This is a genomic window from Streptomyces sp. A 4/2 (assembly GCF_940670765.1).
Classification (GTDB): domain Bacteria; phylum Actinomycetota; class Actinomycetes; order Streptomycetales; family Streptomycetaceae; genus Streptomyces.
This window is the reverse complement of record NZ_CALNVW010000020.1, coordinates 113,790-127,644: the sequence shown is the minus strand read 5'-3', so window position 1 is coordinate 127,644 and position 13,855 is coordinate 113,790. Positions and strand designations below refer to the sequence as shown.

The window sequence follows — 13,855 nt, the reverse complement described above, 5'->3', positions numbered from 1 at the left end:
CGGGCCTCGGCAGAGCGTGCGGCGGCAGCTGCGGCACGCTATCTGTGCCCCGGGCCTGCGCCTCGGGTCAGCGTTCGAAGACGCCGGTCAGTCGGGCGCGGCCGAGAACGGGTGCCGTGATGGCGGGCAGGAGGGCGCGGGGCCGTGCCCGGTCCGGGGGCGTTGCGTTCGGGTCGGTGCCCACCGGAGTTGCGAGAGCGAACAACTGGAAGGTGTACCGGTGAGGTCCGTGGCCCTTGATGGGCGCAGGGCCGTGGTATCCCCGTCCGATGGTGGAACGGAGTATCCGCACCCCGGCAGCGGGCCGCCGCCCGGCCAGGGCGCCGGGTTCCAGGTGACCGACTTCCGGGTCGATCAGTGCGGCACAGTGCACGGCGGGCTTGGCCAGGGGCACATCGATGTCTTCGACGACCAGGAGGAGTTGGGCGGTGCCGGGTGGCGGCGGGGTCCAGGCCAGGTGAGGGGACAGGTCGTCGCCACCGATGTTCTTCGCGCAGTGCTCCAGTGGCATGGTGTCGCCGTCGCCGAAGTGCTGGCTGGTGAGGGCCAGCAGCTCGGGGCCTTGCAGGTTGGGCAGATTCCACGCCACGTGGGTCTCGCCTGCTCTGCGGTTCTTCAGGAGTCGGCCGAGCAGGGTCATCGTGTTGCCCCGACCCGGTCGATGACCTCGGCGGTGGTGGCTGTTTCGCCGAGCTTGGGGAAGACGCGCTCGATGCTGTGGCGGTGGGAGTCGGCGTCGGGGTCGATCGTTGTCAATGCCATGGTGGTTGTTTCTCCTGTGCAGGTGGGCTGGTTGCCGGGTTCGGAGGGGCGCGGTGGTCTCACAGGCTGGTGCGCCTGTCCGGTTCGAGCGCGGGGGCGCCGGCGGTGGTCTCTTGCGTTCCTGTGGCTTTGGCGGCGGCGCTGGTACCGCGTAGGAGGGAGGCGATCGCGGCGAGGAAGGCGAGGGTGGCGCCGAAGGCGAACACGATGACCAGGCCGGAGTGGAAGGGGCCGGCGATCAGCGTCGGGAAGAACTCGCTTCCGGTCAGTGTCTGTTGCTGCGCTGCCGTCAGGTGGGTCAGGGTGCCGCTGGGTTGGAGCAGGTGCTGGACCGGATTGACGCCGAGTTGGGCGGCGAACAGGGATGAGACCGGGGGCAGGCTTCCGAGCTGGGTGGCGATGTGGGCCGGGACACCCTGCTGTTGCAGTCCGCTGGTGAGGGTGTGCGGGAGGGTGCCGGCCAGCCCGGCGATCATGAGGGAGAAGAACACACCGATGGAGACGGCGGTCCCGGAGTTCTGGAAGGTGGCGCGCATGCCGGAGGCCACGCCGCGCAACTGCGCGGGCACGCTGCCCATGATCGAGGAGGAGTTGGGGGAGGCGAACATGCCGCTGGCGATCCCGTTGAGCGCGATGAGCACCGCGAAGATCCAGTAACTGAAGTTGATCGGCAGGAGCATCAGGCCCAGGAAGCTGGCGCCGAAGAGCAGCGCGCCGCCGGTGGCCAGGCCGCGGGAGCCGAGCCGGTCGGACAGGTAGCCGGACACCGGGCCCGCGGCGAGGAAACCTGCGGTCAGTGGCAGCATGAAGATGCCCGCCCACAGCGGTGTAGCGCTGTAGTCGTAGCCGTGCAACGGAAGCCAGATGCCCTGCAGCCAGATGATCAGCACGAACTGCATCCCGCCGCGGCCGATCGAGATGGCCAGGCCTGCGAGGTTGCCGAAGGTGAAGGCCCGAAGGCGAAAGAGGCTCAGTTGGATCATCGGTGCGGAGACGCGGTTCTCGATGGCGACGAATGCGGCCAGAAGGACCAGTCCGCCGGCAATCAGTCCGTCGACCAGTGGGTTGGTCCAGCCCATGGTGTGCCCGCCGTAGGGCTGCAGGCCGAAGGTGACCGCGATCAGGACCGCGCTGAGGCCCACCGCGAAGGTGATGTTGCCCCACCAGTCGATCCGGCCGCCGCCCCGCTTACCGGTCTCGCGCAGGGTGCGGTACGCCCACAGCGTGAAGAACACGCCGACAGGCACGCTCACCCAGAACACCGCCCGCCAGTCCCAGGCCGACAGCAGACCGCCGGCGACCAGGCCGATGAACATCCCGGCCAGTCCTGCGACCTGGTTGATTCCCAGGGCGAAGCCGCGCTGCTCATCGGGAAAGGCATCGGTCAGGATCGCAGCCGAGTTCGCGGTCAGCATCGATCCGCCGACGGCCTGCACCACTCGCCACGCGATCAGCCACATCGCGCCGTGGCCGCCGTCGAAGGGGTCGAAGGACAGCAGGATCGACGCGAAGGTGAAGACCGCGAACCCGGAGTTGTAGATCCGGACCCGGCCGTACATGTCGCCCAGGCGGCCCACCGTGACCACCAGGACGGCCTGGACCAGCCGGTACCCCATGATCATCCAGAGCAGATAGGCGATGTTGCCCGGAGCCAGGGGGTCCAGGTGCACGCCACGGAAGATCGCCGGCAGGGCGATCAGCACGATGGAGCCGTCCAGTGCGGACATGAAGACCGCAGCGGTGGTGTTCGTCAGCGCCGTCCACTTGTACCGGTCGTCATCGGCTGAGCGGCGTGAGGCACGCGCCGTGGGAGGATCCGTCATCACCTTGCTTCCTCGTGGCTCTGTCGGCGTCAGATGTTCTGGGCCAGCCGCTCCAGCAGCGGCGCGGCCGCTGCGAGTTGCTCAAGCTCCCTCGGGGTGAACGTGCCGCCGGTCAGGGCCCGCGCGATGAGTTCGGTCCGCGCGTTGCGCTTGTCCTTCAGTGCCTGCAGACCGGCGTCGGTCACCGTCAGTACCACGCGCCTGCCGTCGTTCGGATCCGGGCGGCGTTCGACCATGCCACGGGCCCGTAGCGTGCTGAGAGTTGCCCCCATGGCCTGTGCGGTGATCTGTACCTCCCGGGCCAGCGCCGAGGAGGTGGTGGGGCCCGAGCGGTTCAGGTGCGACAGGGCGGTCCGCTCGGGCATCGTGAGTCCGCCCTCGGTCGGTACTTGGCGTACCTGTCGCACCAGCACGCTGATACTCGCCAGCAGGGCTGAGGCGACTCCATCAGGGTCCAGGTCATTGTTCACATGCTAAGGTTACTTTATCAGCCTGCCTTAGTAAATTTCTTCATCGCGCTGTCAAGGAGGGAGCGGTGCGGCCCGGTGCGGGACTGTCCGCCGCGTGCACCGCCGCGTACGCCACCGTGGCGGCGTCGGCCGTGGTTCATGGGGCGCTCGGCGCCGAGTGGTTGAACCCGTGCTGGTCTTGAGTTCTCGCGGGGAACGGTGAGGTGTCACCGGGTAGTCGTGCTGGGATACCGGGCCCCCGAGCGGCGGCGAGCTTCATCAGCCGCTGGCGACTACGCGCCGGAATTCGCTCCATGGCCGACAGCGCAGTGCGAGGACGGGGCGGCCTGCGCCGCCCAGGTCGAGGTAGGCGAGGCGTACGTCGTCCGGGGTGCGGAAGTACTGCGTCATTGCCGGTGTCATGATCCTGACATTATCAACGGTATCTCTATGGGAGACGCGAAATTCGGGATGTGGTTTTTTCGGGCAATCGTGACGACCGCAACCTGCATACCAAGGAATGGTTTCGATATCCGTGACGTGCATGGAGCGGATCGCTGGTCGGCGGTCCGCGTAGCGGGCCACCGAGGTCCGGCAGCCGTCCCACTTCGGCTCCGTGGTAGGGCTGTTGGGTAGCGCTGGGTTGTTCGCGGCCCGGGGCAGCAGTGCGCGTCTCAGTTGTACGGAGGCCGGGCCCCGTACGCAGCGAGGGCTGGAACGGGTTCATGGGTGAACCTGTTCCAGCCCTCGTCAGGACCTGAGTCCTGCCGCTCCCGAAGGAGCCAGCCGTCCCACGGACTCAGGTGGTCGTGGGGGTGTGCGGTCAATCCGCTTGATCAGTAGGCGGAGTTGACGTTGTCCATCGAGCCGTACCTGTCGGCGGCGTAGTTGGCCGCGGCGACGATGTTGGCGACGGGGTCGGTGAGGCTGTCCTTGGTGCCCTTGACGTGGTAGGTGTCGAAGGTGGGCTGGATGACCTGGAGCAGACCCTTGGAGGGGATGCCGTTGCGGGCGTTGATGTCCCAGTTGTTCTGGGCGTGGGGGTCGCCGCTGGACTCGCGCATGATGTTGCGGTGCAGGCCCTCGTAGCTGCCGGGGATGTGCTTGACCTTCATGATGGCCAGCGACTCGCGGATCCAGCCGTCGAGGTTGTTGCTGTACTTCGTGCTCTTGACGATCTCGGCGACGGCGTCGGCGTGCTTGGCGCTCGGGGCCTTCTTCGCCGCGGCGGTGTGCTGGGCGGCCTTCTCGGCGTGGTCGGCCTGCTGGGCGACCTGGGCGGCGATGACGGTGGAGACCGACGCGGGCGCGGCCTGGGCGGGCTCGGCGGCCTGGGCCGGGTGCGGGGCCAGGGTCAGTGCGCAAGCGGCGGCGCCGACGGCGGCGATGCCGACCACGGAGGTCTTGCGGAAGTTCAGGATGCGGCGGGTGGTGGCAGTCATGGGTGTACCTCTCCATTCGGGGACGTCGTGGGGAGGCCGACTGGGGGGTCGGCGACACGGGTCAGGCGTGGAGGCCGTGGTTCGTGTCGTGGGGCCGGTGTCTGGATGGCGGGCGGTGTGCTCTGCCCGGTCCGGCGCTCGGCTCCCCGGTACGTCAAACACCTTGCGAGACAGCCCCGGCCGTTGGCAATCATGTGACCTACGACCGCAAATAGTGACAAAACGGACAGGGGTGGATGGGGGCCCGTGATAGAGGGGGAAGCCCCGCCGCGGGTCTACTAGGCGGCGTCCTATGTGACGGGCGCCCTATGCCCGAGCTCACAGACCACCGGCCCCGGCGCCCCGATTTCCTACTCGGCGTCACAGTCCGTACACAGCAAAACCCCGCCCCGCTCCCGCCCGCCGCCGAGGCCGTCTCGACCACAAGCCCGCCCGTCGTGGCGAAGCGGCTGGAGCGTGATCGGGGTGTTCCCCGTGCCGGTGGCGATCGGTTGTGCGCGCGGCACCTCGCCCTTGGCTGCCGCTGTGACGCACACCGGAGCAGCGGCCGGTTCACCGAGCCGCACCGCTCTGCATCACCGAGTCAAGGCCTGCCCAGGCCCGTACCGAGCCGGGAAGCGTTGATCAGCTGTCCCGTCGGGCCCCGTGATACGCGCCATCACGGCGTTCGTCCGGTCAGGTGCACCGTGGTCGGCGCACCTGACCGGACAGAGGCCTCCTCGGCATCCGGCGAAGGCCGGAGCCGGCGGCCCGGATCGAGGCACCTTGCGAGACGGAACGTAGTTGTCCTGCGCCCGCCAGCTGCCCTGCGTCACTGATCCGTGACGGATTCTTGAGGAGCAACCGGGCAGTTCGTGCGTGCGGGTCCTGCCCCGCGGCTGGTGTGCGTGGCTCGGTAGCAGGCCAGGCCGTTGTCAGGGCGTGCGCAGCAGTTCGTGCAGCACGGCGGTGTCGATGACGTGCGCCCGGGTCGGGAACACCTTGTCGACCAGGACCCGGTGGATTTCGGGGTCGCGGTCTGCGACGCAGTCGGACAGGACGTAGACGCGGTAGTCGCGGTCGGCGGCCTCCATGAGGGTCGACAGGACGACGCCGCTGGTGCTGATTCCGGCGAGGATCAGGGTGTCGATGCCGCGGTTGGCCAGCTGTTCGTGCAGGTCTGTGGTCGACATGGCGCCGTAACGGATCTTGCGGACGATGATGTCGCCGTCCTGCGGGGCGATCTCCTCGTGTATCTGCGTGGCATCGAGCTCGTGGTGCATGGCCTTCGCGGCCGCGATGGCGCTGAAGGACTTGTTGCGGTCCGGGACGGCCTCCCAGTCGTCCTGCGTGAAGGCCACGCGGACGTGACCGATGGTGCCGCCGGCGGCTCGGACGCCGGCGATCGCATCCTTCACCCGCACGAGGAGCGAGTCGGGTTCGGGGGCGAGCGGGAGGATGCCGTTCTGGAAGTCCATCGCCAGCAGTGCGGTCCGCTCGGGAGCGAGGGCGGGAACGGTGGGGACGGGGGTGGCCATGCGGTGTCTCTCCTTGGGAGGGGATGGTGACGCGGCGCGGTTCAGGCGGCTGCGTCGCGGTGGCGCATCAGGCTGCGGTCCAGGACGGTCAGCAGCAGGACCAGGAGCCCCGCCGCGACGAGCACGATGCCGAGACTGTGCAGTCCGTGGTCGCTGGCGCCGTCGCGGAAGACAATGCCCCCGATCACGGATGAGGTGATGGTGCCGAGGTAGCCGAAGGTCCGGAACAGGCCGGAGGCCGTGCCGATCTGCTCGGCGGGCGCCATCTTGTAGAGGGCGGTCTGATTGCCGACGGTGGTCGTGGCGGTCGTGACGCCGAAGACCAGCGAGACGAGCACGAGCGCGATCACCGGGCTGTCGGAATCGAGCACCATGATGCCGATCGAACCGAGCAGCATGCTCAGCGCGGAGGCGATCAACGGCCCGCGTACCAGGTTGCGCCGTGCGAGTGGCCGCGAGAGCAGTGCGGAGACGGCGCCCATCGGCAGGAGCATCAGGCCCGTCTGGACCGTGGACAGGCCGTAGGCGGCCTCCATCCATTGGGTCAAGCCGTACATCATCGAGTAGACGCCGAGCAGGGTGAGCGCCTGGCGCAGGTAGGTGCGGCTCAGGGCGCCGTTCGAGGCCAGGCCACGGAGGTCGAAGAACGGCGCGGGCCGTCGCAGCTCCCACCAGACGGTCGGGACCGAAGCCACGACGAAGACGGCGAGGGCGGTCCACCGGATGTGGGGCAGAGCCATGAGGAAGACGACCAGGGAGGTCATCGAGGTGGCGAAGCCCAGGATGCCGAGCAGGTCGATCCGCTGTGCGATGCGGCGGAACCCGCTGTCCGTGGACGTGAGTGGCGGGTCCTTGGGCAGCCGCAGAGCCATCAGCAGCGCGATCGCGGTGACCGGGATGTTGATGAAGAAGGACCAGCGCCAGCCCGCCGCGCCCACCAGAAGACCTCCGATGGGCGGGCCGATCGCGGCAGTGGCCATACCTGCGATGGCGAGTCCGCCGAGCACTCCGCCTGGCGGTTCGTCCAGTCCGGCCTGCTCGGCACGGCGTCGGATCATGACCATCGCGCAGGGGAACGCGGCCGACGTGCCGAGCCCGATCAGGACCCGGGCGACGGTGAGCATCGTGAGGTTCTGGCCCAGGCCACCGACCACACCGCCGAGCAGCACCAGCACAATGCCTGCGAGGAAGGTGCGGCGGGCGCCGAGGGCCTCGGCGAGTTTGCCGGCCGTCGGCTGGGCGATGGCGCTGGCGAGATAGAGGGAGGAGACCAGGACGGCGGTGGCACCCACGGTGACGTTCAGTTCGGTCGCGATGGGAACCAGCGCGGTCGCGATGATGGAGCTGTTGATCGGGTTGAGGCTGGAGCCCACGTACAGCGGCGCGGTGAAGGTCCAGGCGAAGGGCTTGCGGGCGAGGCCGTGAGGTGCGGATTCGGTCTCGACGGCGTCCGTTGTCATATGGCGGCCTCGTTCAGGTCGGCGTCGGCGAGCCGCTCCAGCAGCTCGACCGCCTTGTCCATGTCCGCGCGTTCGTGCGGAGCGATGACCTGAGCGATGGCGTGCGCCAAGAAGGTGGCGCGTCCCGTGAGTAGTTTGTCGATCAACTCGGTTGCGGACGGGTCTGCGCTCATCAGCTTCTTGCGGCCGTCCTTCGGATCAGGCTCGCTGTGCACCAGCCCTGCGGCCTTCAGTACGGCCAGGCTCTGGGCGATGGCCTGGCCGCTGACGTGTTCGACGGCGGCCAGCCGGGCCGCAGTGATCGGACCCTCGCGAACGACGCTCGCCAGAACGCCGAGCTGCGTGGCACTCAGCCCGGTCGCATGCTGACCTGATTCCGCGCGCATCCGCGCCCGAAGCCGCTTCATGGCGTCATTGAGGCGTTGCGCGGTTGCGATGGATTCTTGCGGCCCAGGGTTCTCGGTCATGCCCCCAGCGTAAAACTACACAAGTAACTTTGCCAAGTTACTTGTGTAGTTTTAGTTTTACGTTTGCTGAGCAGCCCAAGCCCCAGCCCAACCCGCAGCAGAGGGACGTCCCGCGCGACAGGCGGCACCGACCGCCTTCGCCTCCTGCCTGTCGGCCGGCCTCCATCGCGCCTTCAGGATCCGCTGCGGGCCTGCGCAGATCTCAAGCGAAAGCATGTGCCGTTGGGTTCGGGCATCACTCGCCGGACGAGGCTTCTCGGCGTGGTCGGCCCAGGTCAAGGGCCAGGGTCAAGGGCCAAGGGCCATGGGTCAAGGCAGGATCTCGACGTACCCATCGGTTCCGTGCACACGGATCCGCTGCCCGTCCCGGATCAGCCGGGTGGCCTGCTCCACGCCGACGACGGCCGGCAAGCCGTACTCCCTGGCGATCACTGCGCCATGGGTCATCAGGCCGCCCACCTCCGTCACCAGGCCCGCGATTCCGACGAACAGCGGCGACCAGCTGGGGTCCGTGAAAGTGGTGACCAGGATGTCGCCCGCTTCGAGGTCGGCTTCCGCCATGTCAAGGACGACGCGGGCCCGTCCCTCGATGGTTCCGGTGGAAACCGGCAGGCCGATCAGAGCGCCGGCCGGCACGTCGTCGCGCCGGTACGCCCCGGTGACGGCCTCACCATCCGATGTGAGCACCCGGGGCGGTGTGAGCGCGTGGTACGAGCGGAACGCATCCTTGCGCTGCTGGATGAGCCGGTCATCCACCTGGTTCGTGCGCACGACGTCGTGGAGTTCCTGGAACGTGAGGTAGAAGATGTCCTCCTTCTCAGTAAGCACGTCGGCCTGTACGAGCCGCTCGGCCTCCGCCAACAGGGCCTGCTTGTAGACGAAGTAGCGGCTGACGATGCCGTACTTCGGGTACTCCCGGTACCCGATGAAAGTTCTGACCTGGTCGATCATCCGCTTGGCCTCGTCGGCTTTCCGGTCCCCGTCCGGCAGGGCCCGCAAGCGTGACAGCACGTCCTGTTCCTTCTTCTGCGCCTTCTGGCGCCCTTGCTCGAAGCGCCGCTCGGCGGCGCCCGGCTCGAAGTTCCTGACGTTGTCGAGGATCACGGGCACGAGCGTGGTGGGGCGCTCGCGCCAGCGTGGCCTCGTGATGTCGATCTCACCGACGCAGCGCATGCCGTACCGGTCGAGGTAGGCCTCGATGGCGTCGCGCGCCGCGCTCCCACCCGCGACCTTCGCCAGCTCGTCCAGGAAGCCCTCGTCCTCGACACCCTGCAGGAACGTCACCACCTCCGGATGCGGGCGGATCACGTCCGCGACGTCGAGCAGCGCCAGTCCCATCTCCGACGTGATGTTGTCGGGGGCGGACAACGTGAGCGTGTCAGCCACGTTCTTCTCGCCCAGCCACTCCTGGAGCTTGTCGTTGAGCCACCACGTGGCGTCCATCCCCGCCATGATCGCCTGCATGTTCTGCCGATCACCGAGGACTCGCTTGTGCTCTTCGAAGGCCTCCAGCAGGAAGTCGAACAGCGCCGCTCCGGTCTTCGTCCGGATGTCCCGCTCCAGGGCGGCGATGGACACCTGGCTGCGCTCGATCAGCTCGGTGACGATGGCAGGATCGGCCTCGATCGGGGCGGGCGCACCGCCGACCGGCGGCCCGCCGGGACGCGCGTCCGGGGCGTCCGGGAGCGACGGGACGAAATCGTCGTGGTCGAGGACGGTCTCCAGCGCGTCCCTGACCAGCGGATCCCCTCTCCCCATGACGTCCAGGAGGGCGGCGCGGCTCGCGGGCGAGGCCAGGCGCCGGGTGGTGTCGACGAACAGCCGCCCGCCGGCCTCGTGCATCGGCACCATGGCAGTCAGCTGCCACATGGAGAACCCCAGGGGCTTCATGGGGTCGGTCATCATCTGCTGGTGACCGACGGAGACGTAGACGTGATTCTCCTGGTCGCCGACCTCGGGGATGGGGAACAGCGTCGTGATCGGCCGGCTCTGAACGATCTGGAAGTCATCGTCGACCAGACACCATTCGATGTCCTGCGGGCGGCCGAAGTGCGCTTCGATCCGACGCCCGAGGTGCACGAGCCGTACGACCTGGGCATCTGTCAGCGCCGGCTGCTCCTGCTGCTGCGCGTCGATCGCCACTTCCTGGGTACCGCCGGTCGGCAGGGCATGAACGGCACGCTTTTTGGCGGTGATCGTCTTGGCGACGACTTCGCCGTGCCGCACCTTGAAGACGTCCGGGTTCACCAGGCCGGAGACCAGGGCCTCGCCGAGGCCGAAGCCGGCGTCCACGGTGGCCACCTTCCGGTTGCCCGTGACGGGGTCGGCCGTGAACAGGATGCCGGCCGCATGCGGGAAGATCATCTGCTGCACGACCACGGCCATATGGACCGTACGGTGGTCGATGCCGTTCCGCTGGCGGTAGGTCACGGCCCGCTCGGTGAACAGCGAGGCCCAGCACCGGCTGACGTGCTGGAGGATCGCCGTCGGCCCCACGACGTTCAGGTATGTGTCCTGCTGGCCGGCAAAGGAGGCCGTCGGGAGGTCCTCTGCCGTCGCGCTGGATCGGACGGCGTAGGTGGCTTGCTCGCCGAGCTGGGCGAGCGCGCCGGTGATCGCCGCCGCGACATCGTCCGGGACGGGAATGTCTTCGATGGTCCGACGAATCTGCGCGCTGAGCGTGCGGATCGCCTGCCGGTCGTCCGGGTTCAAGCGCGACAACTGGTCGAGCCGCTCCTCGATCGACGGCGCTTCCGCCATGATCCGCCGGAAGGCGTCCGTCGTAACGCAGAAGCCACTCGGCACGCGGATCTCTTCGATCCGCGACAGCCCGCCCAGGTGCGCGCCCTTGCCGCCAACGACTGCGACCTGCGTCTCGTCGACCGCTTGAAGATCCCACACGTACTGCTCAATCATTGCGCTACCTCCGAGGCAGCCGTGCTCCGTTGTACCGGGGTGGCCGATCGAATCACCGGCGCCTCCGACTCTGTCGAACTTCATGTCGAGCACGTCCTCATCCCTGGCTGCCTTCCCTCTGACGAGTCGGCCGACTGCTCCGCCCAGCCGGGCGGCGCGCACTCCTGCACCTCGCCGATCACCCGCAACTGCACGGCTGGTCCCACCGCTGGTCCCACCGCTGGTTCGACATCACCGCGACCCCTGTACGTCGACAACAACACACGCACGCCGCGCTCTCATTTCTGCTGGTTGTGGCATCGGCAGACGATTCTGCGCCGTGACCCGGGTCTTGTGGCAAGCCCCCCGGTGCGCTATAAGTTGAAAGTGGCAAGGAGAGGGCTCTCCTTGCCTTTGCCTTGAGTCGTCCAACGTTTGCCGCAGACGGGTCGGCCGGACGGCAGCCGCTCGGCACAGCGCCGTTCCGATGGAACTGGCAATCTTCTCGTGATGCGGCGGCGCGCCGCGTACGGGTACGCGTCGCCGGCGCAGGGCGATGTCCCACCGGCCTACGGACACAGCCGTGGAATCAGAAGGTCTGTCCCTCGTCGGGCAAGGCCCGAGCGTCGAGCGCGCGGCCATCTCGCGGAGTGGCCGCGCCACGCGAGTGCGGGGCCGACCAACCACGTCGACCGTCCCAACCATCCGTTCCCGATGATCCGCACTGCCCAAAAGGCGGACGCCTGTCAGCTGTTGGCTTCGGACCAGCCGTTGAACGCGACAGCCCAGGCCATGACATCCTGCGCCTTCTTGGCTGAGACCTTCACCGTTGTGCTGTCTCCGTCCCTTCCGCAGATCACGACAGACAGTGCACCGGTCTTCTTCTTGAGCGCGAAGGCGAACAGGCCGGTCGCGAACAGCCGCGTCACGGTGATCCGTTTACCTGTGCCGTCGATGGTCTGGACTGTTGCGCCGCTCGCGGGAGTATGCCACTGGCCGACTGTCAGGGTTCCGTTGCTGTCGAGGGATATCGGAGTACCTCGAGGCGGCTGAGGTGGATTCGGAGACATTCAGGCCCCATTCACTGGTCGGTCAACCAAATGTGCCAGTGTGACGGAGACCATGCGCTGACATTGCCGATCCGTGACCCTTCGTTGCGGGCTTCGGGGGGTGGAGCGTTGAGAAGACCAGCCGATACCGGGAGTGCGGCCGACGGTCACGACCGGGACCGGACCGGACTGGACTGGACTGGTCGAACTCGCCCTGAGCCAAGGCCCGTTGCGTGTTGTCGGGCGTCTACGCCGCGGTCGCCCTCGGTTGCCGTCGTGCCGCACCCACAGGACGTGTACTGGAATTGCCTCGGGCGCCGGAGCCGGTCCTTGATCCAGATGGCGAATCTGCTCTGGAGGACGATCACCCTGTCAGTGATCAGTAACTGCGCCGTGCGAGCCGAGTCCGACCGGATCGGAATTCCTGTCGTGACAGGTGTGAGCCGACCACATCCTGGACGAGACCGGGTATCTTGCCGGCCCGGTCGATCTCGTCCGCCTCTTCGGGATCATCCCTGAGCGGTTCTGCTGCGGTACCTGGCCATTGCACTCACCATCCGGTGCGGTAGGAAGTCCGGTGTGAACAATCAGACTGACCGACCGACCGTTCGCGTGTTCATCGCCCTCGCCCCGCCTGATCACGCGAAGGAAGAACTAGCCAGGGAGCTGCGCCCCGCTTACGACACACACCCTCACATGCGATGGAACCGCATCGAAGACTGGCACATCACCCTGGCGTTCCTCGGCGAGCTGCCGGCCGAGACGGTTCCGCTTCTGCGACCGCCCCTTGCCGCTCTCGCAGCCGACCACCGACCACTCCGTTTGGCACTGCACGGCAGCGGAAGCTTTGACGACCGCGTGCTGTGGAGCGGAATCGACGGAGACCTCGATGAGTTGCGCATGCTCGCCGCCGATGTACGCACGGCTGTCAAGAACTGCGGAGTCAGCTTTGAGGACCGACCGCTGCGGCCCCATCTGACGCTGGCTCGTGCCCGCCGAGGGGATCGATCGTCAGCAGGGGAAATCGCGGAAGGGTTTGCTGAATTCTCCGGCAGCCGATGGTCTGCCGAACGTCTGCACCTGGTCGGCAGCAACCTCGGCCGTAGCCGCGGACCGATCCACTATCGCGACATCGAGGCATGGGCGTTCGGCAGCGGGAACACCCCTGGATCCTGAACGAACCAATGGCGATGCCTGAGCAGCCCCGGTCGGCACGGTGCCGTCGAACGACGACGCGCCCAATCCTTCGGCGCAGCCTTCCGGCTCAGCTCACGCAAGGCCAACTCACGGGCGGCCTTCCCCCTGACAGGCGAGGAATTCGATCGGCTCGCCGGAACGTGTGCGGGAGACCTGGACGGAGCAGCGTGGGAACCGGCCGCACGGGTCCAGGCTTGCGTCACAACTTGCCCGACTCGTACGGACCTTCGTTCTGCCGCGGCCAGAGTGCCTGCCATGATCGTCATCATGGGGATACACACCGCACCGGCCGCGGTGGACGATTTGCATCAGGTCCTGACGGATCACGCCCGTTACCGGGGCGAACGCGATCTCCGGTCGCTGCACCTTCTGGCACTGGTGCAGGAGTTGGACCGACCTGCTTGGTCGCCCGAGCCGAGGACGGAATCCATGGGTACGTCCTCGGGTTCGTCACCCGGACGGCACAAGGTACGTGCATCTGATCGCCACGCGGGACGACGTCCGTGGCACCGGTCTCGGGCGTCGTCTGTGTGCTTCTCGCCCTGGTCGTCCAGGTTCCGCGTGCCGCCGCTGATGACGCCGTGATCTGTGGACACCACGTTCAGGGCGCGATCCTGGTGAAGTACCAGGAGATGGGTGGGGAGAAGCCGCCTCTGAAGGCCATGGACCCACTCACCAACGCCAAGTGCAACTGGAACTGACTGGCTCACACACTCACTCACGGGAGAAGTCAGGGGCCGGTCACCCGCGTGTGGCTGCGGCCCCTGACTCCACTCCAGCGGTGCTTTGGGCAC

General features: G+C 67.5%; 13 protein-coding genes and 1 pseudogene. 3 read left to right on the top strand and 11 right to left on the bottom strand.

Features of this window, described 5'->3' with window-relative positions; translation table 11 throughout:
- Positions 1–67: 67 nt before the first annotated feature.
- The 11 genes from NBY69_RS15265 to NBY69_RS15220 form a co-directional block, all read right to left on the bottom strand.
- Positions 68–640, bottom strand: a complete 573-nt coding sequence (locus tag NBY69_RS15265) for a YbhB/YbcL family Raf kinase inhibitor-like protein (RefSeq protein WP_250301448.1) — start codon at positions 638–640, stop codon at positions 68–70.
- Positions 637–762 (bottom strand): hypothetical protein, encoded by a 126-nt coding sequence (locus NBY69_RS37365; RefSeq protein WP_284348180.1) that lies wholly within the window; start codon positions 760–762, stop codon positions 637–639. The genes NBY69_RS15265 and NBY69_RS37365 overlap by 4 nt, the downstream gene beginning before the upstream one ends.
- A 59-nt stretch (positions 763–821) precedes the next feature.
- On the bottom strand, positions 822–2,585 hold the full coding sequence (locus NBY69_RS15260; RefSeq protein WP_250301447.1) for an MFS transporter: 1,764 nt from the start codon (positions 2,583–2,585) through the stop codon (positions 822–824).
- A 29-nt stretch (positions 2,586–2,614) separates the two neighbouring features.
- The gene (locus NBY69_RS15255; protein ID WP_250301446.1) at positions 2,615–3,055 is read right to left on the bottom strand and encodes a MarR family winged helix-turn-helix transcriptional regulator; all 441 of its coding nucleotides are present in this window, start codon (positions 3,053–3,055) and stop codon (positions 2,615–2,617) included.
- A gap of 258 nt (positions 3,056–3,313) precedes the next feature.
- Entirely contained in the window at positions 3,314–3,457 is a 144-nt protein-coding gene (locus tag NBY69_RS15250) for a hypothetical protein (protein WP_250301445.1), read from the bottom strand.
- 413 nt (positions 3,458–3,870) lie between these two features.
- Positions 3,871–4,476: a transglycosylase SLT domain-containing protein gene (locus tag NBY69_RS15245; protein ID WP_250301444.1), complete on the bottom strand. Its 606-nt coding sequence runs from the start codon at positions 4,474–4,476 to the stop codon at positions 3,871–3,873.
- 914 nt (positions 4,477–5,390) lie between these two features.
- Positions 5,391–5,993 carry a cysteine hydrolase family protein gene (locus NBY69_RS15240; RefSeq protein WP_250301443.1) on the bottom strand — a complete coding sequence of 201 codons (603 nt, stop codon included), beginning with the start codon at positions 5,991–5,993 and terminating at the stop codon, positions 5,391–5,393.
- Between the two features lie 41 nt (positions 5,994–6,034).
- Positions 6,035–7,453 (bottom strand): MFS transporter, encoded by a 1,419-nt coding sequence (locus NBY69_RS15235; protein ID WP_250301442.1) that lies wholly within the window; start codon positions 7,451–7,453, stop codon positions 6,035–6,037.
- Positions 7,450–7,920, bottom strand: coding sequence for a MarR family winged helix-turn-helix transcriptional regulator (locus NBY69_RS15230; RefSeq protein WP_250301441.1), 471 nt, complete (start codon positions 7,918–7,920; stop codon positions 7,450–7,452). The genes NBY69_RS15235 and NBY69_RS15230 overlap by 4 nt, the downstream gene beginning before the upstream one ends.
- A 309-nt stretch (positions 7,921–8,229) precedes the next feature.
- A complete protein-coding gene (rph, locus tag NBY69_RS15225; protein ID WP_250301440.1) occupies positions 8,230–10,836 on the bottom strand; it encodes a rifamycin-inactivating phosphotransferase in 2,607 nt (868 codons plus the stop codon).
- A gap of 725 nt (positions 10,837–11,561) precedes the next feature.
- Positions 11,562–11,744 (bottom strand): hypothetical protein, encoded by a 183-nt coding sequence (locus NBY69_RS15220; protein WP_250301439.1) that lies wholly within the window; start codon positions 11,742–11,744, stop codon positions 11,562–11,564.
- Positions 11,745–12,443: 699 nt separating this feature from the next.
- On the opposite strand from NBY69_RS15220, the gene thpR reads away from it, so the two are divergent.
- From thpR to NBY69_RS15205, 3 genes and pseudogenes are all read left to right on the top strand, one after another.
- Positions 12,444–13,040 carry an RNA 2',3'-cyclic phosphodiesterase gene (gene thpR, locus NBY69_RS15215; protein WP_250301438.1) on the top strand — a complete coding sequence of 199 codons (597 nt, stop codon included), beginning with the start codon at positions 12,444–12,446 and terminating at the stop codon, positions 13,038–13,040.
- 276 nt (positions 13,041–13,316) lie between these two features.
- Positions 13,317–13,590, top strand: a pseudogene (locus tag NBY69_RS15210) (GNAT family N-acetyltransferase); the annotation flags it as partial.
- Positions 13,565–13,762: a hypothetical protein gene (locus tag NBY69_RS15205; protein ID WP_250301773.1), complete on the top strand. Its 198-nt coding sequence runs from the start codon at positions 13,565–13,567 to the stop codon at positions 13,760–13,762. The pseudogene NBY69_RS15210 and the gene NBY69_RS15205, both read left to right, overlap by 26 nt.
- The last annotated feature ends 93 nt before the right edge of the window (positions 13,763–13,855 follow it).